Raw genomic sequence first — 24,232 nt, 5'->3', positions numbered from 1 at the left:
ATTAAGCTGTAGTGCTTTCAGATGATTTCATTTTCTTCAAATCTTTAATCCATACTTTAGCACTTTCAAATAATATAATTAATACAAGTACTATAAGTACAAGAGACATACCAACTAACAATACCTTCCCCTGAGGTAGATAATTAATTAATACATTTTCTATACAAGCAGTTATTGTTATTACAGTTATACATACCATTGGTATGAATGTAATTAAGGCATATTTTGGTTTGCCTTTCTTTATAATTATTGTAGTACCTATAGCGAAAGCTATAGCAGATAACAATTGATTAGCAATACCGAACAAAGGCCATATTGTATTTACATTACCTGTGAATAATAGATATCCCCAGCTAAACGATATTAAAGCACTAAAGAATATAAGGTTAAACCAAGACTCTTTGTTTCCAAAAGGTTTATAGAACTTAGCACATAAGTCTTGAAGTAGATATCTTCCTATTCTTGTACCAGAATCTATAGTAGTTAATATAAATAATGCTTCGAACATTATACAGAAATGATACCAGTAAGACATTAAGTGCTCAAGTCCTGGAAGTTTGTAGAATACGTAAGACATACCAACTGCTAAAGATACAGATCCACCTGTTCTTCCAGCTAAGTTTTCACCAACCATTTGTGAAAGCATTGGAAGTTCTTTAGGGATCATATGAAGTTTAGCAAATGCTGCTGGTGCTGAGTTTATAGCAAAATAATCAGCTGTTGGTAGACAAGTTGCTGCAATTAATGCCATTAAAGCTATAAAGGATTCAAAAAGCATAGCACCAAAACCTATAGGAAGAATGTCTCGCTCATTAGCTATAAGCTTAGGTGTTGTACCTGTACTTATTAATGCATGGAATCCAGATAGAGCACCACAGGCTATTGTAATAAACAAGAATGGGAATACTTTACCTGGAACTACAGGACCACCACCACTTACAAAGTTAGTAACAGCTGGCATTTGGATAGTTGGTCTAACAAATATTATACCTATTACCAAGAAGCCAATAACACCGATTTTCATGTATGTGCTTAGATAATCTCTTGGAAGTAATAGCAACCATACAGGAAGTGCTGCTGCAAGGAAACCATATATTGCAAGAATTAAAGACATTTGCTTAGCATTAAAAGTTAAATATGGTGCTAAAGCAGTATGTTGGATATATGGACCTGCAATAACTCCAACCATTATAAGAACCATACCAATAATTGTAGCTTCAAGAATTTTACCAGGTCTTAAAAATTTCAAATATAAACCAACTAAGAAGGCAACTGGAATAGTAAAACCAACGGTAAAAGTGCCCCATGGGCTGTTGTAAAGTGAGTTAACAACTGGTAATCCAAGACCAGCCATAGCAATTATCAATATAAATAATACAGCGATAGAAGTAACAAATCCCATTCGATTTCCAAGATTTGTTCTAGCAATTTCAGCAATGGATTCTCCATCGTGTCTAACTGATGCAAATAGTAGTACCATATCATGTACGGCACCAGCAAGTGCGCCCCCAATTAGAATCCATAGTGTTCCAGGAAGATAACCAAACTGTGCGGCCAGAACAGGTCCGATAAGTGGTCCAGCTCCAGCAATTGCTGCAAAGTGGTGACCAAAAAGCACTAGCTTATTGGTAGGAACATAATCACGTCCATCCTCATGTGTTTTAGATGGGACTTCTCTAGTTTCATCTAAAACTAATACTTTAGCAGCTATCCATGATCCATAAAATCTGTAAGCTAAAATTAATACAAGTGCACCGATAATAACAAGTACAATCGAGTTCATAGTATAAAACCCCCCTTAATTAATAAAATTATTCCTTGCAAACCTTTACAGATGAACAAAAGTTTACACTAAAATGATATAATATTCTGAAGAAAAAAAAAAATGAATACGGTTGAAAGATAAAAAAAGGGGGGTGTATGGTAAAATATAATGGGTGTTTGACATAATAAAAAAAGAATAATCTGAAAATTAAAATATATTTTTTGTTGGATTAATTTTAGAGATTGCATTTATACCTTCCTTTAAAGTAGTATAATAATATACTACTTTAAAGGAGGTAAAGAAAATTGATATATGTGCAATTATTAGAACGTATGGCATTGATTGCCCTAGCAGCATATATATATAATCAATCGCATATATTTAAGAATTTGATTAAAGATGAGCTGAAAATTGCAGATAAAATAATTATGGTTATATTTTTCTGCTCATTATCAATAATAGGGACATATACAGGAGTAAGTCTGGAACCTTATGCTATAGCAAATACTAGACCTATAGGAGCAATAGTAGCAGGATATATTGGTGGACCAGCTATTGGAATAATAGTAGGCATAATAGCAGGTACACATAGATATCTTATGGGTGGATATACAGCTTTAGCTTGCGCAATTGCAACAGTAATAGAGGGGATTACAGGAGCTGTGGCAAGAAAGTATTCTAAAAATGGTGATATTAGTGTAAAAAGTGGATTTATAGGTGCAGTTATAGCTGAAATGTTACAGATGGTGGTGCTGTTGATTTTTGCAAGACCTCTTCCAGATGCAGCAAGTTTAGTAAAGTTTATAGCTTTGCCCATGATAACAATAAACTCCATGGGAGTAATTATTTTCTTGAATATAATACAGAATGCAAGGGAGCAATATAATAGAATTGGAGCTATTCAAACTCAAAAAGTACTGAAAATTGTAAAAAAGACTACAGATTATATGCGGCAGGGATTAAACGAAAATACTGCAGAAAGTATATCAAAAATTATATATGAAACAACAAATGCTAAAGGAGTATTTATAGGAGATAAGAAAGGGTTTCTTACCTATTGTGGTAGAGGTATTGATGAAGAAAAGTTAAAAATGAAATTGAAAGTATATTATGGAACTCCAGATTATAGTTTAATTAAATTTATAAGTAATGATAAGCCTACATTTTTCGTATGTGCTCCATTTTTAATATCTAATACTAGCTTTGAAGGAGTTTTAGGATTAGAAGTTGATTTAGGAAAGGAAAATGACAAATATGTTTGGGAATTTGTTAAGGAATTAAGTGAATTACTTTCTACTCAAATAGAGTTATATAAAGTAAATAAGCTAGCAGAAGAAGCCTCTACTGCTGAATTTAGAGCTTTAAGATCACAGATACAGCCACATTTTTTATTTAATGCTTTAAATACAATATCCTCTTTTTGCAGAACTAATCCTTTAAAGGCTAAAGAACTGATTATAGATTTGTCTAATTATTTTAGACAAACCCTTAAAAGAGAAGAAGACTTTGTTTCTTTAAAAGATGAGCTTGAATTTATACAATCTTATTTATCTATAGAAAAAGCCAGGTTTGGAGAAAGGCTTAAAATCATTATAGATATACCAGAAAACTTAATGAATATTAAAATGCCTGTATTTATGCTTCAGCCTATAATAGAGAATTCTATTAAACATGGAATATTGCCGAAGCCTTTAGGAGGCTCTGTTTTTGTTAAAGCTAATTGCTCCGATGAAGAAGTTCTATTTTTAATTGAAGATACAGGAGTTGGTATGGATGGGGATACATTAAACCAGGTTGTAAATAAATCGCCAGGAATAGGAATTAAAAATGTAAATGAAAGATTAAAGTTACTATATGGGGAAGATTATGGCTTAAAAATAGATACAAACATAGATAAAGGTACTAAAGTACAATTTTTAATACCAAAGGAGGTAAAGTCTGTAGATGGATAAAATAAAATGTGTTATTTTAGAAGATGAAATTCCAGCCGCGGAAGAACTTAAATATATATTATCCCAACATGAATTAATAGATGTAGTAGGAATTGGGTATGATGGCATGAGTGGACTAGAACTCATTAAAAATAAAAAGCCTGAAGCTGCTTTTATGGATATAAACATGCCCCTTCAAAATGGAATGGAACTTGCAAAAAAGGTTAGAGAGTTTGATGAAAACATAGATATAATTTTTGTTACAGCTTATGAGGAACATGCTGTACAAGCTTTTGAGGTAAATGCACTTGATTATATTCTAAAACCATTTGATGAGAAAAGAATAGAGATTACTATAAAAAGACTAGCAAGTAAATTTAAAAATAAAACTATAGATGAAGAAAAACTTCCTGATATCATAAACGATATAATAAATAAAATTGATAAAGAAGAAAGAATTGTAAAAAAGATACCTTGTGAAAAAAACGGAAAAATTGTATTAGTAAATATAAAAGACATATACTATTGTTATATAAAAGATGAAAAAACTTATGTTAAAGCTAAATATGGTACCTATTTAGTTGGTTTTACACTTCAGCAAATAGAAGGAAAAACTGATTTTTTTAGAGCTCATAGAAGTTATTTGGTGAATATGGACAATATTAAGGAATTATACTCTTGGTTTAATGGTACTTATAAGTTAGTAATGGATGATAATAATAGATCAGAAATACCTATAAGTCGTAATAATGTGAAGAGGTTAAAAGAGATAATTGGAATTTAGAACAAATGAAAGTTTAGATTAATTGGGTTTTGGACTTAAGAAGCTTTTATTGACATCAAATGGAAGAATGTATAGTATAAAGGTATATTAAATTATTAAGGGGGATATAATATGTCAAGTGTTAATGTTAGCTTACAAGTGCTTCCAGTTGTAAAGGAAAAGGATTTGTATGGAGTAGTAGATAAAGTTATAGAATATATAGATTCTTGCGGTGTAAAGTATGAAGTTGGTCCTATGGAGACTACTATGGAAGGTGAAATGGATGAACTTTTAGAAATAGTGAAAAAAGCGCAGGAAATATGTGTACAAAATGGTGCTGAAAGAGTTATGTCTGTAGTAAAGATAGATTATAAAAGTGAAGGCGTTACTATAGATGAAAAAGTGCATAAATATAGAAAATAAGTATTTAATTTTAGATGGCTTTCTTAATTATTTATGGAAGTCATTAATTTTTTTATACATACATTTAATAAATATGAATAAAATGCATTGAAAAACAGAGAATTATAAGTTAAAATCATAGTAAATATATTTAGTGTATGGTGGTGAAACCATGAAGAAGGTAATTCTTATTAATGATTGCAAGTTCCAAAGCATTATTATGAAAGATATGCTAAATGACCTTGGTTATGAAGTTAATCTTACAAATGAATATGGAGCTTTGGCTAAAATAAAAAAAATCAATCCAGATATAGTTATATGTAATTTAATTATGAAAAACATAACTGGAGAAAAGCTTATAAAAAATATAAAAGATATAAATAAGAATGTAATATTTATACTGTCTTCAGCTAATGAAATAAAGCTAGAAGATTATTCTAAAGAGTATGTTAATGAAGTTATTCACGTGCCTATAGAAAAAGAAAAATTAGAAATTATTTTAGAAAAAATTTCAAGTAAACCTGAGGACTCTAACAATTTGCAACTTTCGAATAATGTTGGGTTTTCTTTTTGTCCATATTGTGGACAAAATTTGGAAGGTTCAAAGAAAGATTTTTCGTTCTGTCCTTTTTGTGGACAAAAATTAAAATGACGGAATAAAGATCCGTCATTTTTACTATGATAAGTTTCCCCATTCTTCATATAAATTGTCTAGTTGCTTTTGGGAATCTACTAATTGTTTGTTTATAGATTCGCTTTTGTCAAAGTCCGAATAAACCTCTTCTAGACAAAGTTGTTGTTGGAGCTGTTCTATTAAATCTTCCATATTAGCAATTTCATTTTCGATGTTTTTTATTTTTAAGTTTTTTTCTTTTTGTATTTTTTCAAGATCTCTTTTTTTCTTTTTTTCATGTTGTACTTGAGTTTTTGTTTTGCCTGAATTTTCTTCTTCCTCTTGAAATCTCAATGGATTTTTTTTCTTTTCAATATAATAAGTATAATTACCTAAATATTCTTTTGCCCCATCTTCTACTAACTCATATATTTTATTTATAACTTTATTTAAGAAATATCTATCATGGGATATAACAAGAACAGTACCATCATAGCTTAGTATAGCCTTTTCTAAAGCTTCACGAGACATTATATCTAAATGGTTTGTAGGTTCATCTAATAATAAAAAGTTGGATTTAGAAAGCATTAATTTTAATAAATTAATTCTACATTTCTCACCACCACTTAAAGAACCTATTTTTTTAAATACATCATCCCCTGTAAAAAGAAAAGCAGCTAATGAATTTCTAACTTGGGTTGTGGTTAGTTCAGGAAAATCATCCCACACTTCATCTATTACAGTCTTATCATCATCAAGATTAGATTGCTCTTGATCATAATAACCAATGAAAACATTTTTGCCCAATACTGAAAATCCTAAATCAGCTTTAATGGTATTCATTATTATCTTAAATAATGTAGTTTTTCCTCTTCCGTTCTCTCCTATAAGAGCTGTCTTCTCACCTTTTTTAATATCTAAGAAAAGATTGTTGAATAAAGATTTTTCGCCAAAACTTTTGCTTAAATTTTCTATGTGAAGAACGTCATTACCACTTTTTATACTAGTTTCAAACTCAACATGACCAAGTTGTTCTTCTTTATCTGGCGCTTTTACTCTTTCTATTTTATCTAATGATTTTTGTCTACTTTCAGCAGCTTTTATGCTTTTTTCCCTATTAAAAGATCTATATTTTTCTATTATAGCCTCTTGTCTTTTAATTTCAGCTTGTTGTAAGTTATATGCTTTTAATTGTATCTCATAATTTTTTTCTTTTAGATCTAAAAAAGTAGTATAATTTCCATTGTAACAATTTATATGACCATTTATAAGTTCTATAGTTTTTGAAGTTATAGCATCTAAAAAATATCTGTCATGGGAAATAACTATTACTGTACCTTTATAACTTTTCAAGTATTCCTCAAGCCATTCTATAGCATCCAAATCAAGATGGTTTGTAGGTTCATCTAGAAGCAAAATTTCAGGATTAATTAATAACAGTTTACAAAGAGCAACTCTAGTCTTTTGACCACCACTTAAAATATTTATTGGCTTACTAAAATCATCTTCTAAAAAGCCTAGTCCTTTTAAAACCCTAGATACTTCTCCCTTATAAGTATATCCACCTCTATTGGTGTATAATTCAGAACACATAGTGTAATCTTTAATTATTTTATTATGATATTCTTCTTTTTCGGGATCATAGGGTTCATTCATTAAATTTTCCAATTTTTGTAATTTATTTTCTAGAGCTAATAGATCTTTAAAAACTGTAAACATTTCTTCTTGAATAGTGTTATTTGAATCTAAAGATAAATGCTGTGCTAAATAGCCTATAGTTTTATTTTTATCTATAAATAGTTCTCCAGAATCCTGTTCTAGTTGATTTGTTATAATTTTAAAAAGTGTGGATTTTCCAGCACCATTTGGTCCTATAAGTCCAACTTTGTCGCTTTCATTTATATTAAAAGTTACATTTTCAAGTATAACATCTATTCCATAACTTTTATGAATATCTTTACAACTTAAAACAACCATAATCTCACCTTCCTTAATCATTAATATTTTACTATGTTAAATGAATTTTTTGTAGTCTAATTTCATAAATTATTATATAACTAGTGTTTTGTTAAACAACTAATAAAAAAGTGATAAAATTATAAAAAATCATAAATTAGAAAAATAAACTATTGACATATTGCATACTTAAATAATACTATAAAGAGTAGGAGAAGAAAAAGAATTAGTATGTTAATTGTATAACAAAATATTCATGAAAAATTGTTTTCACGTTGTATTATAAATTTTTAAATGCAATTATAGAAACAAGTATAATAGAAAATATATATATAATAAGAGGTGCTGTATGGATAAGAAAAAAAATATATCAATGGCTGTAATAAAAAGGTTGCCTAAATACTATAGATATTTAGGACAGTTAATGAAGAATGATGTTGATAGAATATCATCAAAAGAGTTAAGTGAGAAGATAGGGTTTACTGCTTCACAAATAAGACAAGATTTAAATTGTTTTGGAGATTTTGGTCAACAGGGATATGGATATAATGTAACAGAACTGCATGGCCAAATAGGTAATATACTTGGACTTACTAAGCCATATAAAACTGTAGTAGTAGGTGCAGGAAACATAGGGCAGGCTATATCAAATTATACTAGATTTGAAAAAACTGGGTTTAACTTAGATGCTATATTTGATATAAATCCTAAATTAATTGGTATAAGAATACGTGATATAGAAATAAAAGATATAGATTATTTACCAAGTTATTTGAAAGAGAATCCTACAGAAATTGGAATAATATGTGTGCCAGCTAATAGTGCTCAAAATGTATGTGATACTTTAGTAAAGAATGGTGTTAAAGGAATATGGAATTTTGCACCTGTAGATTTAGTTATACCAGATGATGTTAAAGTAGAAAATGTACATTTAAGTGATAGCCTATTGACATTAACTTGTCTTTTAAATGATGGCGATAGCGATAATGAATAAGCAGGGTTTACAGTTAAAAAAAAGATAATAATTGAAATTTTTATTTCAATTATTATCTTTTTTAAGTTTAATTATTAACAAAGTTAGGGTTGATTTATGTCACATATAGTCGTTATAAAATTTAAATGTTTAAGTTTTATATAATAAATATTATTTATAGCTAGTTAAATAGCCTATTGCATGTACTTAGGTTTTCAAAATAAAACCAAAAAATGTATAAATAAATAAAAGCAGGTTGTATTTTTATGAATCCTATAGAATATAAGGTATAAATTAATATAATATGCATTATTTGTTATTTAGTTATGCAATTTGTATAATGAATGTGATATAATAATATGTATAAATTCGTATAATTAAAAAACATTTACCAATGGGGGGAATAAAATGTATAAAATTGTTGACAAAAGGGAATTAGCGCCTAATATATTTCTAATGGACATAGAAGCGCCAAGAGTTGCAAAGTCCGCTAAACCAGGACAATTTGTAATAATTAAAATGGACGAAAAAGGTGAAAGAATACCTCTTACTATTTGTGACTATGATGCTCAGAAGGGTACTGTAACTATAGTATTCCAGACACTTGGTGGATCAACACAAAAAATGGCTGATTATGAAATTGGACAAACATTTAGAGATTTTGTAGGACCTTTAGGACAACCTACGGATTTAGCAAACGAAAGCATAGGAGAATTAAAAAAGAAAAATATAATATTTGTAGCTGGAGGAGTAGGAGCAGCACCAGTATATCCTCAAGTTAAATGGCTTCATCAGCATGGAATTGATGCAGATGTAATAGTTGGATGTAAGTCAAAAGAATATTTGCTATTGGAAGAAGAAATGAAATCGGTATCAGGAAACTTATATATAGCAACTGATAACGGAACTTATGGATATAAAGGCTTTGTTACAGATTTATTAACAGAGCTTATTGAAAAAGAAGGAAAAAAATATGATCATGTAGTGGCAATAGGTCCTATGATCATGATGAAATTTATATGTAAGGTTACAAAAGGCTTTGGTATTAAAACTATAGTAAGCTTAAATCCAATAATGGTAGATGGTACAGGTATGTGTGGAGCTTGTAGAGTTACTGTTGGAGGAGAAACTAAATTTGCTTGTGTAGATGGACCAGAATTTGATGGTCATCTAGTTGATTTTGAAGAAGCTATGAGAAGACAGAGATTGTATAAAACAGAAGAAGGAAAGTCATTAATGGAAGAGCAGGAAAGAAAAGAAGGACATGTATGTCATGTAGGATTGGATGGTGACAAATAATGGACAACGAGAAAATGAAAAGAGTACCAGTAAGAGAGCAAGATCCAAAGGTTAGAGCTCATAATTTTCAGGAAGTTTGTTTAGGATATGATAAAGAAGAAGCTGTAAAAGAAGCTTCAAGATGTTTGCATTGTAAAAAACCTATGTGTGTATCTAAATGTCCAGTATCTATAAATATACCAGAATTTATAGAGCATGTTAAAAATGAAGAATTTGAAGAAGCTGCTAAGACTATAGCTAAATCTAGTGCACTTCCAGCTGTATGTGGAAGAGTATGTCCTCAAGAAAGCCAATGTGAAGGTAAATGTGTACTTGGAATAAAAGGAGAGGCAGTAGCTATAGGAAAGCTTGAAAGATTTGTAGCAGATTATTCAAGAGAAAACAATGTAGATCTATCAGAAAAAGAAACTAGTAATGGCAAAAAGGTTGCAGTAATAGGCAGTGGTCCTTCAGGACTCACTTGTGCAGGAGATTTAGCTAAACTAGGTTATGATGTAACTATATTTGAAGCTTTACATGAAGCAGGTGGAGTTTTAGTTTATGGAATACCAGAATTTAGACTTCCAAAGGAAACTGTAGTTAAACATGAAGTAGAAAATGTTAAAAAGTTAGGTGTTAAGATAGAAACTAATGTAATTATAGGAAGAACTGTAACTATAGATGAACTTATAGATGAAGAAGGCTTTGATGCCGTATTCATAGGTTCAGGTGCAGGATTGCCAAAGTTTATGGGAATACCAGGTGAAAACTTAAATGGAGTATTCTCAGCAAATGAATTCTTAACAAGAAATAACTTAATGAAAGCCTTTAGAGAAGAATATGACACACCTATAAAGGCAGGCAAAAAGGTTGCTGTAGTAGGTGGAGGAAATGTTGCTATGGATGCTGCAAGAACAGCATTAAGATTAGGAGCAGAAGTACACATAGTTTACAGAAGATCAGAATCAGAACTTCCAGCTAGAGTAGAAGAAGTACATCATGCAAAAGAAGAAGGTATAATTTTTGACCTTCTTACAAATCCAGTAGAAGTAGTGGGAGATGAAAATGGCTGGGTTAAAGGCATGAAATGTGTAAAAATGGAGCTTGGAGAGCCAGATGCATCAGGTAGAAGAAGACCTGTAGAAATTCCAGGTTCAGAGTTCGAAATGGAGATAGATACCATGATAATGTCTCTTGGAACATCACCAAATCCATTGATATCTTCAACTACTAAAGGATTAGAAATTAATAAGAGAAAATGCATAGTAGCAGAAGAGGAAACTGGCTTAACTTCAAGAAAAGGAGTATATGCTGGTGGAGATGCTGTAACAGGCGCTGCAACAGTAATACTTGCTATGGGAGCTGGAAAGAAAGCAGCTAATGCTATACATGAGTATTTGAGTAAATAAATATACACAATTAAATATACATGATTTAAATAGTAGAAATTGAGTGAATGAACTCATTTCTACTATTTTTTTTATACTCTTTTTGAAGAAGTTTAACTTTTATTAACGTGGCTATACATGCCTTTAAAACAAAATAATAAATTTTATATTATTAGTAAATTAAAAATAAGAAGTATATTTTCACAATTTGATATATATATTTATACTAGCAACTGGTTATAAAAAACAAATGTTTATATAGGGGGTAAGTAAAATGTATGAAATTCTAGAGAAAAAGGAGCTAGCAGCAAATGTTTTTTCAATGGATATAAGGGCACCAAGAGTTGCAAAATCAGCCAAGCCAGGACAATTTGTGATACTAAGAGCAGATGAAAGAGCTGAAAGAATACCTCTTGCAATTTGTGACTATGATACTGAAAGAGGAAGTGTAAATATAGTATTTCAGGTAAATGGTACTTCAACAAAAAAAATAGCTGAGTATGAAAAAGGCCAAGCCTTTGCCGATTTTGCAGGACCTTTGGGACAACCATCAAAATTGGTTAGTGAAAATTTAGAAAATTTAAAAAATAATAGAATGCTATTTATAGCGGAAGGAATAGGGGTGGCATCAGTATATCCTGAAGTTAAATGGCTGCATGAATGTGGAATTGATGCGGATGTAATAGTTTCATGCAAATCAAAAAAAGATTTGATAATGGAAAAAGAATTTAGAACAATATCAACTAGTTTATATATATCAACAGATGATGGAAGCTATGAGTATAAAGGTTGTAGCATAGATTTACTAAAGGAATTGGTTGAAAAAGAAAGAAAAAAATATGATTATGTTATAGCTATGGCGTCTATGGATATGATGAGAAATATATGCAGAGTTACACAGAATCTAGGTATTAAAACTATAGTAAGTTTAAAATCCATAATGGTAGATGGTATGGGAATGTGTGGATCTTGTAGGGTTACTGTTGGTGGAGAAACCAAATTTGCATGTATGGATGGACCTGAATTTGATGGTCATTTAGTTAATTTTGAGGAGGCTATTAGAAGACAAACCATGTACAAAACAGAAGAAGGAAAAGCATATATGGATCAACAAGAAAAGGAAGAGGGACATGTATGCCATGTAGGATTAGAACATCATAATTAGTAGTAAAAATCAGAGATATTGAAGTTTTAAGAAACAGCTAAAATAACAGCTGTTTCTGAGTTTATTTAATATGTTAAAGGAGTGATAACATATGACTAGTGAATGTAATAAGAAAATTGATTTATCGTTGATGGACAAGGTATTTGACAAGTATTATAAAGGAAATGGAAACATTGTAAGTATGCTGCAGGATGCTCAAGATATATATGGTTACTTGCCTCTTGATGTTTTAAAAGCTATTGCAGATAAGACTGGTAATAAGAGAACAAAGGTATATGGAGTTGCCACTTTTTACTCACAATTTAGATTAAATCCAAGAGGAAAGTATATGATTCTCCAATGTCAAGGAACAGCTTGTCATGTAAACAATTCTGAGGTAATAGGAAATGCTATTTGTGATGAATTAGGTATTAATCCAGGGGAGACAAGTAGTGATGGAATGTTTTCTTTTGAGCATGTTGCATGTCTTGGATGTTGTAGTCTTGCACCAGTAATAATGATTAATGGAGAGGCGTATGGAAATTTAACTCCAGATAAAGTAAGGAAGATAATTCGTGATATATATGCTAGAGAAAAAGAGGAGGCTATTTAAAATGAAGATTAGGATAGGATTTGGCAGCTGTGGTATTGCTGCAGGAGCCAAAAAAGTTAAAGATAAACTTGAAGCTATAATTGATGAAAATAAATTAAATGTTGATGTTTCAATTACAGGATGTATAGGTATGTGTTTTTATGAACCTATAGTGGATGTTATTGATGATAATGGTGTGTTTAGTTATGGAAATGTTACACCAGAATTAGTACAGGAAATAGTTGAAAAGCATATCATCAAGGGAGAACCAGTTTATGATTATATAGTATCTACTGATAAAGAACCATATACCCAGTTAAAAAATCAAGTCAGGATTGTTTTAAAAAATTGTGGAATAATCAATCCTGAAAAGATAGAACAATATATTGATAAGGATGGTTATAAAGCTCTTAATAGAGTAGTAAAAGAAATGACTCCTAATGAGGTTATAGAAGAAGTAAAGATAGCTGGATTAAGAGGTAGAGGAGGAGCGGGTTTTCCTACCTGGTTTAAATGGGATGCAGCTAGAAAGTCTAAGGGAGAAGACAAATATGTAGTGTGTAATGCTGATGAGGGAGATCCAGGAGCATTTATGGATAGAAGTGTTTTGGAAGGAGATCCACATGCAGTTCTTGAAGGTATGGCCATTGCAGGTTATGCAATAGGAGCAAAAAAAGGATATATATATGTTCGTGCGGAATATCCACTGGCAATAGAAAGACTTAAAATAGCAATCAAACAGGCTAGAGAAAAAAATTATCTAGGAAAAAGTATAATGGGTTCAAGTTTTGATTTTGATATATTGATTAAAACAGGAGCAGGAGCTTTTGTATGCGGAGAAGAAACAGCATTAATTGCATCTCTAGAGGGTGAAAGAGGCATGCCAAGATTAAAACCACCTTTCCCAGCTCAATCAGGATATTTTGGAAAGCCAACAAATATAAACAATGTTGAAACCTATGCTAATGTTCCTTGGATATTAGTACATGGGGGTAAGGCATTTGCAGCATATGGCACGGAAAAAAGCAAAGGAACTAAGGTATTTGCTTTAGCAGGAAAAATTAAGAATGGTGGATTAGTTGAAGTGCCAATGGGAATGACTTTGAGAGAAGTTATATATGGTATAGGCGGAGGAATAAAAGGTGACAAGGAATTCAAGGCAGTACAGATGGGAGGACCTTCTGGAGGGTGTATACCACGAAAATTACTTGATACACCTGTTGATTATGAATCAATAAACAAAACCGGTGCCATTATGGGTTCAGGTGGTATGGTTGTAATGGATGAAAATACATGTATGGTAGATATGGCCAGATTCTTCCTTGACTTTACTTGTAAAGAATCCTGTGGAAAATGTGTATATTGTAGAATAGGTACAAAGAGAATGCTTGAGATACTTAAAAAAATATGTTCAGGAGAGGGAAGTACTGAAGATATTGATATACTTCAAGAATTGTGTATAAGTGTTAAAGATGGATCACTATGTGGACTGGGACAAACTACACCTAATCCTATTCTTACAACATTAAGATATTTTAAGGATGAATATATAGCACATATAAAGGATCATAAGTGTCCAGCTAAGCAATGTAAGAAACTTTTAACTTATAGTATTGATCCTGATGTTTGTAAAGGATGTACCTTGTGTGCAAGAAAATGTCCAGCACAAGCTATTGAAGGTGAAACTAAAAAAGCACATAAAATAGATCAACAAAAGTGTATAAAGTGTGGCAATTGTATGACAGTATGTAAATCTAATGCTGTTATGGTGGAGTAAAAAGGGGGCGTCATAGGAATATGATTAGAATAAATATAAATAATAGAGAATTGACTGCTGAGGAAGGGACAAACATATTAAAAATAGCTACAGATAATGGAATAAAAATTCCAAACCTTTGTTATGATGGAAGAATGAAACCTTATGGAGCTTGCGGGTTATGTGTTGTTGAAATAGAAGGAATACCAAAACTCCAGAGAGCATGTTCAACAAAAGCAGTAGATGGAATGATAATAAAAACTAATACAGCAAGAACATTAGCAGCTAGAAAGGTAGCTTTTGAATTAATAGCATCAGATCATAGGGGTGATTGTAGACCACCATGTGTAAATGCATGTCCAGCACATACAGATTGTCAAGGATATGTTGGGTTAATTGCTAATGGTCAGTATGAAGAAGCAATTAAACTTGTTAAAGATGTTGTTGCTTTACCAGCAAGTATAGGTAGAGTATGCCCACATCCTTGTGAAACAGCATGTAGACGTCAAAATGTTGATGAATCAATCGCAATTGCTGATCTTAAAAGATTTCTTGGAGATATAGATATAAAGAATGGTACATTTGCACCAGAAGTTAAAGAAAAAACAGGTAAAAAAGTTGCTGTTGTAGGAAGTGGGCCTGCAGGAATATCTTGTGCATATTTTCTTGTAAGGTCAGGTCATCAGGTTTGTATTTATGAAAGTATGCCTCATCCAGGTGGAATGCTAAGGTATGGCATACCAGAATATCGTTTGCCAAAAGATATATTGGATGCTGAAATAAATACATTAGTAAAAATGGGCGTGGAAATTAAGTGCAATGTTAAACTTGGAGAAGATATAAGTATAAAATATCTTAAAAAGTCATATAATGCTGTGTTTGTAGCAATTGGTGCTTGGTCAAGCTCCAGTATTGGATGTAAGGGTCAAGACATGGAAGGTGTTCTTGGTGGTATAGATTTTCTGAGAAAGGCTACACAATCGGAAAAAATATATATGGGCAGCAAAGTTATAGTTATAGGCGGAGGAAATACCGCTATGGATGTAGCTAGAACTGCAGTGAGACTTGGAGCAGATGATGTACAAGTTTTATATAGAAGGACAAGAAATGAAATGCCTGCGGAAGAGGTTGAAATTGTTGAAGCAGAAGAAGAAGGTGTTAAGTTTAATTATCTTGTAGCACCTATAGAAATTACGGGTGACGGAAATAGAGCAAACAATGTAAGGTGTCAGAGAATGAAACTTGGAGAGCCAGATGCATCAGGAAGAAGAAAACCAGAACCTATTTTTGGAGAAGAGATTTCATTTGAATCAGATCTTGTTATATCAGCTATTGGACAAAGGGTAAATGCAGAATCTGTAAAGGAACTAACAACCACTAAAAAAGGAAATATTTTAGTTGATGAAAATACTTTTGAAACAAATATTGAAGGGGTATTTGCTGGAGGAGAAGCATCCACTGGTCCAAAGATAGCTATTGAAGCTATAGCACAAGGAAAAAATGCAGCAAAAGTAATTCATAGTTATTTAAATGGAAAAATAACACCAGTTGTTTATCCAAATTATATAGTTCAAGATGATCTGTGTGAAAAAGATTTTGAGGGACATGAAAAGCAAATCAGGGAACATCAGGTAATGGTGAAGGCAGATAAGAGAAAACTTAGTTTTGCTCCAATATCTGAAACATTTACAGAAGAAGCTGCACTAAGAGAAGCTTCAAGATGTCTTGAATGTGGATGTCATGATTACTTTGAATGTAAGCTTGTAAATTATATAGAAGATTATAATGTAGATACTAAAAAAATATCTGGAGAAAAACATAAGAGGAAAGAAGAACAAAATCACCCATTTATAGAAAGGAATCCTGATAAGTGTATATTATGTGGCCAATGTGTAAGAGCTTGTGAAGAGTTTATAGGAATAACAGCTATAGGACTAGAGAAAAGAGGATTTGACTCTAAGGTAATTCCAGAATTTAATTTACCTCTTGAAGAAAGTTCATGCATATCTTGTGGTCAGTGTGTAGATGTATGCCCAACAGGAGCATGTATGGAAAAACAAGCTGTAAAAAAACAGGTTCCAGTAGATTTGGACAATGTAAAATCTGTATGTAATTACTGTGGAGTGGGATGTAATCTAGTACTTCAAACTAAGGGAAATCTTGTGTTCAAATCTTTACCTGATAGAAGTAAGGAAGAAGGACTATTATGCGTTAATGGTAGATTTGGAATAAACTTTATTAATGATGAAAATGCTATAAAAGCACCTGTTGTAAGGAGAGAAAATAGCAGTACTGAGGTTACTTTAAAAGAGGCATTAACACTTATTTCAAAAAATCTTCAATTAATTAGAGGACAATACGGAAGTAATAGTATAGCAATTCTTACATCGCCTAGGTTTACTAATGAAGAAGCCTTTGTGATTAAGAAAATTGCAGATAAGCTTGATACTGAATTTGTTGGTTCATTGGCTATGGATGAAGTTTCAGGAATGGAAAGTGTACTTGGGTATGATGCGTCATCAAATAGTTATGGAGAATTATACAGCACTGATTTGATAGTTTCTGTAGGAAATGTAGATGAAAATCATCCTATAATGGCTGTAAAAATGAAATATGCAGCACAGAAAAAAGCTAAACTTGTATCCATAAGCAGTGATGAAACTAGAATGAAAGAGTATGCAGATGTTTCAATAAAGCCTAATAATAGTGTAGAGTTTTTAAAATCCTTTATTAAAGCTTTATTTAAAGGAGGATATGTAAAAGAGGCTGAAGTTGAAAAGAAAGCTGTTAATCTTCAGAAATTATGGGGTTTTGTAAAAGATTGTGCTGATAATCAAGAAGCAAATAAACTTGCTAAGATGTACGGGGAAGCTAAAAAGGCAATAATAGTTGCTGATGATGATATGGTTACTGCTGATGGTTATAAATTATTAGCAGATGCTGCAGTAATAACAGGTAAGATAGGAAAAGCACATAGCGGAATAATTACTGTACGCTCTAACAGTAATTATCAAGGATTTATAGACATGGATATAAAAGCTAGTGGAAAGTCAATACTTGAACAAATAGAAGAGGGAAAAATAAAGGCTGTAGTTATCATTGGTGAAGACCCAGTTGGAGCTGATGAAAATACTACTCAGATTTTGAAAAAGCTAAAATTTATAGCAACCTTTGATATGTTTATGACTGATACAGCGTTGATGTCAAATGTAGTTGTTCCAATAGCAAGCTTTGCTGAATCACAAGGTACATTTACTAGATCAGATAGAAAAATACAAAAAATTGTTCCAGCTGTACATGTTGATTATAGAAAAACTGTATTTGATAACATGTCAAAATTAGCACAGTATTTGGATATAAATATTAAAAATTTAAAACAAGCGGTAGAAATGATTTCTTGGGAAATACCAGAATATAATGGGTTAAATGCTGTTAATGTTGAAGTGGACGATGTTTATACTCTAAATACAATATCAAATACTTATGGTATTCAAGTCCTTTATACAGATGGATTTAATAAGGAAGATAAAAAAGCTGTTTTGAGTTTACCAGAAAGTAATGTAATGTTTAAAAATAAAAAAGTTTATGATTCTATTAAAATGAAATTTGATGCTTATTTAAAAAAAGTATTATAGTTACAGAATAAAAATTTAATAAAATAATTTGTTTATATAAAAGAGCTGCATTAATTTTAATTAATGCGGCTTTTTACGATATATACAATAATAGTTATTTAAAAAAACTAAATATTAAGTTATAATTTAAGAAAAGATTAAAAGGAGTGTTAAAAAAATGTTAAAGGATACAGTTAGAAAGTATTATGCCGAAGAATATAATTTAAATTGTGCAGAAACTATGATATATGGTGCAAATGAAGAATACAACATGCAGCTTGATAAAAAAACATTAAAAACTATGGCTGCTTTTGGAGGCGGTATGGGTATTGAAAGTACATGTGGGGTGATAACTGGTTCTTTAGCTGTACTTGGAATATTATTTACCAAAGTAAGAGCTCACGAAAGTGAAAAAATAAAACAATTATCTCAAGAATTTTTTCAAAAATTTCAGGAAAAACTAGGTACTAGTGAATGTGCAGAGTTGAAAGAAAAGTATAGAAATGATGAAATCAGATGCATTATTATGGTTGACACAGCAGCAGAGATATTAGAAGAAATTGTGGAAAGAGAAATGAAGATTCAAGGATAAAGTAAAATGCGGCACAAGAGTGCAGTGGAAGTTTGAATTTTAACTTTTACTACGTGATATATGTTAAGCGTGTCATCACGGCTAAATGTTTTAATTATTCTAAAGCTCAAAGATTTGGAAAACCTAAGAACTTTGTCAAACTCGGTTCCCTCAAACAGGACTAAAGTTCTAAGGCTTTCCAAATCTTTGAGCTAAGAATAATACTAAAACAATTTAGCTAATGTGATGACACGCTTAACATATATCACTACATAAAAGTTAAAATTCAAACTAGTAACTTTATGTGTACACATTTATTTATATTGCTATAAGTAATTCTACTAAATTCAAATGTTTAACGCTTAAAAATTAAAGCGAAGCCTGCTGATATCCTGAGATGTTAAATTTAGGAAATAAGTTTTTTACTTTATGGCAATATTTTGAGATAAATTAATAATCTAGATTATTAAAAATAGATAAAATTATATATATATAAACTAAGAATAGGGGTGTTAAAATGGACTTTAGTTCTGTAGAATCATTTGAAAATGGGGTAATAGTAAAGGACGTTAAAAATTTTGAAATTACCCATATATTTGATTGTGGACAGTGTTTTAGATGGCATAGACAAAAGAATGGTAATTACATAGGGGTAGCTTATGGGAAGGTAATAGAAATAGAAAAGAAAGAAAATGATGTTATAATTTATAATACTTGTAAGGAAGACTTTGATAAAATATGGATGGATTATTTTGATTTAGATAGGGATTACTCTGAAATAAAAAACTTGTTGGGTAAAGATCCTATATTAAGTACTTCAGTAAATTTTGGTTATGGTATAAGACTATTAAAACAGGAACCTTTTGAAATAATAGTGTCCTTTATAACATCTGCGAATAATAGAATACCTATGATAAAAAGAGCAATTGAAAATATAAGTTCTAAATGGGGAGAAAAATTAGAATATAAGAATAATACATATTATACATTTCCAACTATTGATAAGCTAAGTTCTGTTTCATTAGAGGAATTGGAAAGTTGTGGGGTTGGATTCAGAGCAAAATATATTAAGGATACAGTTAGTAATATATATACTAAAGGAAATATTGAAAACAAAGAATATGATGAGCAGTATGACATCAAGTGGATAAAGAGTCAGGAGGCAGAAAAATGCCACAAGGAACTTCAAAAGTTTATGGGAATAGGACCTAAAGTTGCGGATTGTATAATGCTTTTTTCTATGGAAAAGTATTCTGCTTTTCCTGTAGATGTTTGGGTGAAAAGAGCTATGCAGCATTTTTACTTAGCACCAGATGTTTCTCTTAAAAAAATAAGGGAGTTTGGTATAAATAAATTTGCAAATTTAGCTGGATTTGCGCAACAATATTTGTTTTATTATGCAAGAGAGAATGAAATTAAGTTTGAAGAGGATTAATTAAACACTAAAATAATTGCCCTCCTAACATTGTTAAATTGGTAACATTTACACAAAAAATAACCTGATTATGGATTAAAATATTCCAATAAATTTTGTTTTAAAATCTGTTACATTAATTAAAAAAATCTGTTATAATGTTTGAAGAGTGTTAATAAGCAAAAAGTATCTACTGTGTTATTAAAAAATGATTTAAATTCAAAATTAAAGTAATTTTATCAAAGTTAACAATTTAACTAGCAAATTAAGAATTACAAAGTTAAAAATTATAATATAGTTTTTAACTTTCATATTTTATTTAAACATTAGCAAATGTATTTCCTATTGTTTAAATAGCGATGAGTTAAAACATATTAAAAAAATCTTAATTTACTAGTATATAATAGGAGGATAAAGAATAAGATGATAACTTTTGAAACCCAATTAAAAAAACTTAAGTATTTAGTATTAAAAGAAGTAGCAGCTCTGACAAAAGAAAACAGACTTACAAAAAGAGAATTAGAAAAAGTTCCTATGAAAGTAATACAGGGTGATAAAGCTCAATATAGATGTTGTGTATATAAAGAAAGAGCAGTAGTTTTTGAAAGAGCTCAATTAGCTGCAGGTTTTTTACCTAATGGTGATACTATAAATAATTTATCTATACCTGAAGATGATAAGCAGATAATGTATGTGTTACCAGCAGCTTGTGATAAATGTCCTATAGATAAATATACAGTTACAGATGCATGTAGAGGATGTATCCAACATAAATGTATGGAAGTATGTCCAGCAAATGCTATAACAAGGGTAGCAGGAAGTGCATATATAAATCAAGAACTTTGTAAAGAATGTGGAATGTGTAGGAAATCATGTCCATATGGTGCTATAGCTGAGGTTATGAGACCATGTAAAAGAGTATGCCCTACAGGTGCATTGGAGATTAATTCAGATAACAAAATGGCAATGATTGAAAAAGAAGAGTGTATAAATTGTGGAGCTTGTATGGCAGCATGTCCTTTTGGAGCAATATCAGATAAAAGCTACATTAAAGATGTGACTAATGTATTGGTTAACAACAAGAAGGTTTATGCAGTAGTAGCTCCAGCTATAAGTGGACAATTTGGACCAAAAGTAACAGTGGGACAGATCAAAAATGCCTTTAAGAAAATAGGATTTGAAGATATGGTAGAAGCAGCATGTGGAGCAGATGCTGTAACTGTACATGAAGCTAATGAATTTGTTGAAAGAATGGAAGAAGGACAAAAATATATGACAAATTCATGTTGTCCAGGGTTTATGAATTATATTGAAAAGAAATTCCCAGATCAGGTTGAAAAAATTTCTGGTACAGTTTCACCTATGGTTGCAGCAGCAAGAATGATAAAAAGCATTGATAAAGAGGCATTAGTAGTATTTGTAGGACCATGTACAGCTAAAAAGACAGAAATTCAAAGAGAAAGCATAAAAGATGCAGTGGATTATGTTTTGACTTTTGAAGAAATAGCTGCTTTAATGGGAGCTTTTGAAATAGATCCTGAGAATTGTGAAGATACTTTAGTAGAAGATGCTTCATGTTTTGGAAGAGGTTTTGCTCAAGGTGGTGGCCTTACAGCAGCAATACAAAATTATGTAGGGGATAAGGGTATTAAGGAAGAATTTAAACCAGTAAAAGCTAGTGGTATGGATGAAATAAAGAGATCTATGACTATGGCTAAGGTTGGAAAGCTTCCAGGAAACTTTATAGAAGGAATGATGTGTGAAGGTGGATGTATAGGTGGACCAGCTACTATGGTTTCAATTATGAGGTCCAAACCACAACTTTCAAAATTTAGTGGACAATCTTCTAAAAAGTCAGTACTTTCAAATGAAGAATTAAATAAGTTTAAAAATGTAAATTTAGAAAGATAATATTCAATTAGTGTTATAAAAGCAGCTTTAAATGCAAATAGCATTTAGGGCTGCTTATTTCGTTTACTTTTTTTAAGTTAATTGATAATATATAATAAATGTTTATTATATATAGAATTAAGGTGAAAGTATGTTTGAAGGTTTCCCTAGGAAAATTTTTAATAAAATTAAACAATATAAGTCATATATTGTTTTAAGTATAATATTTATATTTCTAATTTGCTCAGCATATGAATATTATAGTAAGTATTTTGTCTTGTTTAAGGACCCTAATAAAATAAAACACATAATAATGTCTTATGGAAAGTACAGTATTATGGTGTTTTTTATGCTTCAGGTTATACAGGTTGTAGCATTTTTTATTCCTGGAGAAATTGTGCAAATTGCAGGAGGATATATATATGGAACAATAGGTGGAGGTATTATATCTTTATTAGGAATAACTGCTGGAAGTATGATTGTATTTTGGATTTCTCATTTTTGTGGTAAGCCTCTAATAGATAAAATAATATCTAATAAGGATACAAATTTTTTTAAAAGAATTTTAAATTTGGGTCATATGAATTTTGTGGTTTTTTTGTTGTATTTGATACCAGGTATACCTAAAGATGTATTAGCATATATATGCGGCGTTTCAAATGTGACTTTTAAAGATTTTATGATATATTCTACATTAGGAAGGATTCCAGGAATATTTATATCTGCATATTTTGGTGCTAAAATTGGTTCTGGTAATAAAACCATATTGATACTTATAGCCGTTGTTATGACTTTATTATTTGCTATAGGAGTATTTAAAGGTGAGATATTAGTAAAGAAAATTATTAAACGTAGTTCCTTTAGAAATGGGAAATAGATTATATTTATCTATTTCCCATTTTTATTTTTAATATATATTATTTTTAAAAGCAAGCTTCCTATAAGTGTAATTAAAATTATTAAAATAGCACAATGAAAAAAATATTTTTCAGGTAAAATGTTAATTACTGGGTCCTTATTAGGATCGAATAACCAATAATTATTTTTGAAGACTGTTTCATGAAAAAAGTTGAAGCTTTTGTTGAAATTTACATAAAACGGTATCCAGGTAAATAAGCATACAAATAAAAGTAAGTTGAATGCCCAGTTGAAAATAGAAAAAAGTTTATATTTATAAGTATATAAAATACCTAAAATGCTCATTATACTAAAAATAAGGAACGTTGAGTTTAATTTTCTAAACAGATTTTTAACTTCTAAAAAATGAATTTTACCTTCATTAGAAGAGTTAAGGGTTGGTATATTAAATGTTTGGTTTTTTGGACCATTTATATAATCTATTAAATAATCATAAGTAATTTGTATTTCCTTTTTTGATAATGAAGTACTATTTTCTATATTTAAATGATTTATATCGAAATAATAAAGATATTTAAAGTTTAAAGTAGTTTTTATAGAAAACAATAATATGAATATGGAGATGGAAATAGAAAATATAATTTTAAAGTATGTGCTTAGCTTCATAATAAAAATCCTCCTGGGGGTTTTTATTTAGTTTTCAAGTATAACTAAAATTATTGATTTATATTGTGTATTATAACCTGATAAGTAAAAAATAACAATAATAAGCAGGTGTATAATTTAAAAATTATTTTGAATAATTAGTATATTGATGAAATCTTTAGAAAAAAGGCGAAATACTTATCTATGATGTGACTATTTGATTATTTTACAGTAAATAATTTAATAAGTATGAAATTGAAATTTGAAAATATAGACATTATTCATTATTATAATAATTGTGTTAGCACTCAAATGAAGTGAGTGCTAACAATAAAAGCTAATTAATTATATAAAATAAATTAAAAGTAATTTAAGGAGGGGTTTAAATGAACATTAGACCACTTGGAGACAGAGTCGTTATTAAAAGATTAGAGGCAGAAGAAACTACAAAAAGCGGAATTGTTTTACCAGGAGCAGCAAAGGAAAAACCACAAGAAGCTGAAATTGTGGCTGTAGGACCTGGTGGAGTAGTTAATGGAAAAGAAGTTAAAATGGAAGTTAAAGTTGGAGAGAAAGTTTTATTCTCCAAATATGCAGGAAATGAAATTAAAATGGATGGTGTTGAATACACTATTTTAAAACAAGATGACATATTAGCAGTAATAGAATAATTGTATAG

At 30.4% G+C, this 24,232-nt stretch carries 19 protein-coding genes; 16 read left to right on the top strand and 3 right to left on the bottom strand.

All coding sequences use genetic code 11. The features are described 5' to 3' along the window. Window position 1: 1 nt before the first annotated feature. Window positions 2-1,783 carry a carbon starvation CstA family protein gene (locus tag Ccar_RS18675; RefSeq protein ID WP_007061514.1) on the bottom strand — a complete coding sequence of 594 codons (1,782 nt, stop codon included), beginning with the start codon at window positions 1,781-1,783 and terminating at the stop codon, window positions 2-4. Between the two features lie 287 nt (window positions 1,784-2,070). Between Ccar_RS18675 and Ccar_RS18670 the strand changes: the two genes are divergently transcribed. From Ccar_RS18670 to Ccar_RS18655, 4 genes are all read left to right on the top strand, one after another. Further along, entirely contained in the window at window positions 2,071-3,717 is a 1,647-nt protein-coding gene (locus Ccar_RS18670; protein WP_007061515.1) for a LytS/YhcK type 5TM receptor domain-containing protein, read from the top strand. Continuing rightward, window positions 3,710-4,480, top strand: a complete 771-nt coding sequence (locus Ccar_RS18665; RefSeq protein ID WP_007061516.1) for a LytR/AlgR family response regulator transcription factor — start codon at window positions 3,710-3,712, stop codon at window positions 4,478-4,480. Before Ccar_RS18670 ends, Ccar_RS18665 begins: the two co-directional genes overlap by 8 nt. Before the next feature lie 111 nt (window positions 4,481-4,591). Then, entirely contained in the window at window positions 4,592-4,882 is a 291-nt protein-coding gene (locus Ccar_RS18660; RefSeq protein ID WP_007061517.1) for a thiamine-binding protein, read from the top strand. Between the two features lie 151 nt (window positions 4,883-5,033). Further along, a complete protein-coding gene (locus Ccar_RS18655) occupies window positions 5,034-5,513 on the top strand; it encodes a response regulator (RefSeq protein ID WP_007061518.1) in 480 nt (159 codons plus the stop codon). Window positions 5,514-5,537: 24 nt separating this feature from the next. Here Ccar_RS18655 and Ccar_RS18650 read toward each other — a convergent pair whose 3' ends face one another. Beyond that, on the bottom strand, window positions 5,538-7,451 hold the full coding sequence (locus Ccar_RS18650; protein ID WP_007061519.1) for an ABC-F family ATP-binding cassette domain-containing protein: 1,914 nt from the start codon (window positions 7,449-7,451) through the stop codon (window positions 5,538-5,540). 328 nt (window positions 7,452-7,779) lie between these two features. Between Ccar_RS18650 and Ccar_RS18645 the strand changes: the two genes are divergently transcribed. From Ccar_RS18645 to Ccar_RS18595, 11 genes are all read left to right on the top strand, one after another. Beyond that, a complete protein-coding gene (locus Ccar_RS18645; protein WP_007061520.1) occupies window positions 7,780-8,424 on the top strand; it encodes a redox-sensing transcriptional repressor Rex in 645 nt (214 codons plus the stop codon). 387 nt (window positions 8,425-8,811) lie between these two features. Then, a complete protein-coding gene (locus Ccar_RS18640) occupies window positions 8,812-9,702 on the top strand; it encodes a sulfide/dihydroorotate dehydrogenase-like FAD/NAD-binding protein (RefSeq protein ID WP_007061521.1) in 891 nt (296 codons plus the stop codon). Continuing rightward, window positions 9,702-11,090, top strand: a complete 1,389-nt coding sequence (gene gltA / locus Ccar_RS18635; RefSeq protein WP_007061522.1) for an NADPH-dependent glutamate synthase — start codon at window positions 9,702-9,704, stop codon at window positions 11,088-11,090. The genes Ccar_RS18640 and gltA overlap by 1 nt, the downstream gene beginning before the upstream one ends. Before the next feature lie 253 nt (window positions 11,091-11,343). Beyond that, on the top strand, window positions 11,344-12,234 hold the full coding sequence (locus tag Ccar_RS18630) for a sulfide/dihydroorotate dehydrogenase-like FAD/NAD-binding protein (RefSeq protein ID WP_007064370.1): 891 nt from the start codon (window positions 11,344-11,346) through the stop codon (window positions 12,232-12,234). Between the two features lie 91 nt (window positions 12,235-12,325). Further along, window positions 12,326-12,826 carry an NADH-quinone oxidoreductase subunit NuoE family protein gene (locus Ccar_RS18625; RefSeq protein ID WP_007061525.1) on the top strand — a complete coding sequence of 167 codons (501 nt, stop codon included), beginning with the start codon at window positions 12,326-12,328 and terminating at the stop codon, window positions 12,824-12,826. Between the two features lies 1 nt (window position 12,827). Then, a complete protein-coding gene (locus Ccar_RS18620; protein WP_007061526.1) occupies window positions 12,828-14,582 on the top strand; it encodes an NADH-quinone oxidoreductase subunit NuoF in 1,755 nt (584 codons plus the stop codon). 20 nt (window positions 14,583-14,602) lie between these two features. Beyond that, window positions 14,603-18,196: an FAD-dependent oxidoreductase gene (locus tag Ccar_RS18615; RefSeq protein ID WP_007061527.1), complete on the top strand. Its 3,594-nt coding sequence runs from the start codon at window positions 14,603-14,605 to the stop codon at window positions 18,194-18,196. A gap of 157 nt (window positions 18,197-18,353) precedes the next feature. Next, a complete protein-coding gene (locus Ccar_RS18610) occupies window positions 18,354-18,767 on the top strand; it encodes a C-GCAxxG-C-C family (seleno)protein (protein ID WP_007061528.1) in 414 nt (137 codons plus the stop codon). Window positions 18,768-19,263: 496 nt separating this feature from the next. Beyond that, a complete protein-coding gene (locus tag Ccar_RS18605) occupies window positions 19,264-20,181 on the top strand; it encodes a DNA-3-methyladenine glycosylase family protein (RefSeq protein WP_007061529.1) in 918 nt (305 codons plus the stop codon). 402 nt (window positions 20,182-20,583) lie between these two features. Further along, complete coding sequence (locus tag Ccar_RS18600) at window positions 20,584-22,071, top strand: 4Fe-4S dicluster domain-containing protein (RefSeq protein ID WP_007064371.1); 1,488 nt, start codon at window positions 20,584-20,586, stop codon at window positions 22,069-22,071. 130 nt (window positions 22,072-22,201) lie between these two features. After that, complete coding sequence (locus Ccar_RS18595) at window positions 22,202-22,927, top strand: TVP38/TMEM64 family protein (RefSeq protein ID WP_007061532.1); 726 nt, start codon at window positions 22,202-22,204, stop codon at window positions 22,925-22,927. A gap of 11 nt (window positions 22,928-22,938) precedes the next feature. Here Ccar_RS18595 and Ccar_RS18590 read toward each other — a convergent pair whose 3' ends face one another. Continuing rightward, window positions 22,939-23,574, bottom strand: a complete 636-nt coding sequence (locus Ccar_RS18590) for a TIGR01906 family membrane protein (protein WP_007061533.1) — start codon at window positions 23,572-23,574, stop codon at window positions 22,939-22,941. Window positions 23,575-23,939: 365 nt separating this feature from the next. On the opposite strand from Ccar_RS18590, the gene groES reads away from it, so the two are divergent. After that, entirely contained in the window at window positions 23,940-24,224 is a 285-nt protein-coding gene (gene groES, locus Ccar_RS18585; protein WP_007061534.1) for a co-chaperone GroES, read from the top strand. Window positions 24,225-24,232: the final 8 nt, after the last annotated feature.

Origin of the sequence: Clostridium carboxidivorans P7 (assembly GCF_001038625.1) — a bacterium.
GTDB classification, from domain to species: Bacteria; Bacillota; Clostridia; order Clostridiales; family Clostridiaceae; genus Clostridium_AM; species Clostridium_AM carboxidivorans.
Note: the sequence above shows the minus strand (reverse complement) of the source record. Positions and strands in the feature narration are given on the sequence as shown.

Coding starts and splice junctions, on each gene's coding strand:
- Ccar_RS18675 (WP_007061514.1), bottom strand. CDS start 1,783: ATGAACTCGATTGTACTTGTTATTATCGGTGCACTTGTATTAATTTTA.
- Ccar_RS18665 (WP_007061516.1), top strand. CDS start 3,710: ATGGATAAAATAAAATGTGTTATTTTAGAAGATGAAATTCCAGCCGCG.
- Ccar_RS18660 (WP_007061517.1), top strand. CDS start 4,592: ATGTCAAGTGTTAATGTTAGCTTACAAGTGCTTCCAGTTGTAAAGGAA.
- Ccar_RS18655 (WP_007061518.1), top strand. CDS start 5,034: ATGAAGAAGGTAATTCTTATTAATGATTGCAAGTTCCAAAGCATTATT.
- Ccar_RS18650 (WP_007061519.1), bottom strand. CDS start 7,451: ATGGTTGTTTTAAGTTGTAAAGATATTCATAAAAGTTATGGAATAGAT.
- Ccar_RS18645 (WP_007061520.1), top strand. CDS start 7,780: ATGGATAAGAAAAAAAATATATCAATGGCTGTAATAAAAAGGTTGCCT.
- Ccar_RS18640 (WP_007061521.1), top strand. CDS start 8,812: ATGTATAAAATTGTTGACAAAAGGGAATTAGCGCCTAATATATTTCTA.
- gltA (WP_007061522.1), top strand. CDS start 9,702: ATGGACAACGAGAAAATGAAAAGAGTACCAGTAAGAGAGCAAGATCCA.
- Ccar_RS18630 (WP_007064370.1), top strand. CDS start 11,344: ATGTATGAAATTCTAGAGAAAAAGGAGCTAGCAGCAAATGTTTTTTCA.
- Ccar_RS18625 (WP_007061525.1), top strand. CDS start 12,326: ATGACTAGTGAATGTAATAAGAAAATTGATTTATCGTTGATGGACAAG.
- Ccar_RS18620 (WP_007061526.1), top strand. CDS start 12,828: ATGAAGATTAGGATAGGATTTGGCAGCTGTGGTATTGCTGCAGGAGCC.
- Ccar_RS18615 (WP_007061527.1), top strand. CDS start 14,603: ATGATTAGAATAAATATAAATAATAGAGAATTGACTGCTGAGGAAGGG.
- Ccar_RS18610 (WP_007061528.1), top strand. CDS start 18,354: ATGTTAAAGGATACAGTTAGAAAGTATTATGCCGAAGAATATAATTTA.
- Ccar_RS18605 (WP_007061529.1), top strand. CDS start 19,264: ATGGACTTTAGTTCTGTAGAATCATTTGAAAATGGGGTAATAGTAAAG.
- Ccar_RS18600 (WP_007064371.1), top strand. CDS start 20,584: ATGATAACTTTTGAAACCCAATTAAAAAAACTTAAGTATTTAGTATTA.
- Ccar_RS18595 (WP_007061532.1), top strand. CDS start 22,202: ATGTTTGAAGGTTTCCCTAGGAAAATTTTTAATAAAATTAAACAATAT.
- Ccar_RS18590 (WP_007061533.1), bottom strand. CDS start 23,574: ATGAAGCTAAGCACATACTTTAAAATTATATTTTCTATTTCCATCTCC.
- groES (WP_007061534.1), top strand. CDS start 23,940: ATGAACATTAGACCACTTGGAGACAGAGTCGTTATTAAAAGATTAGAG.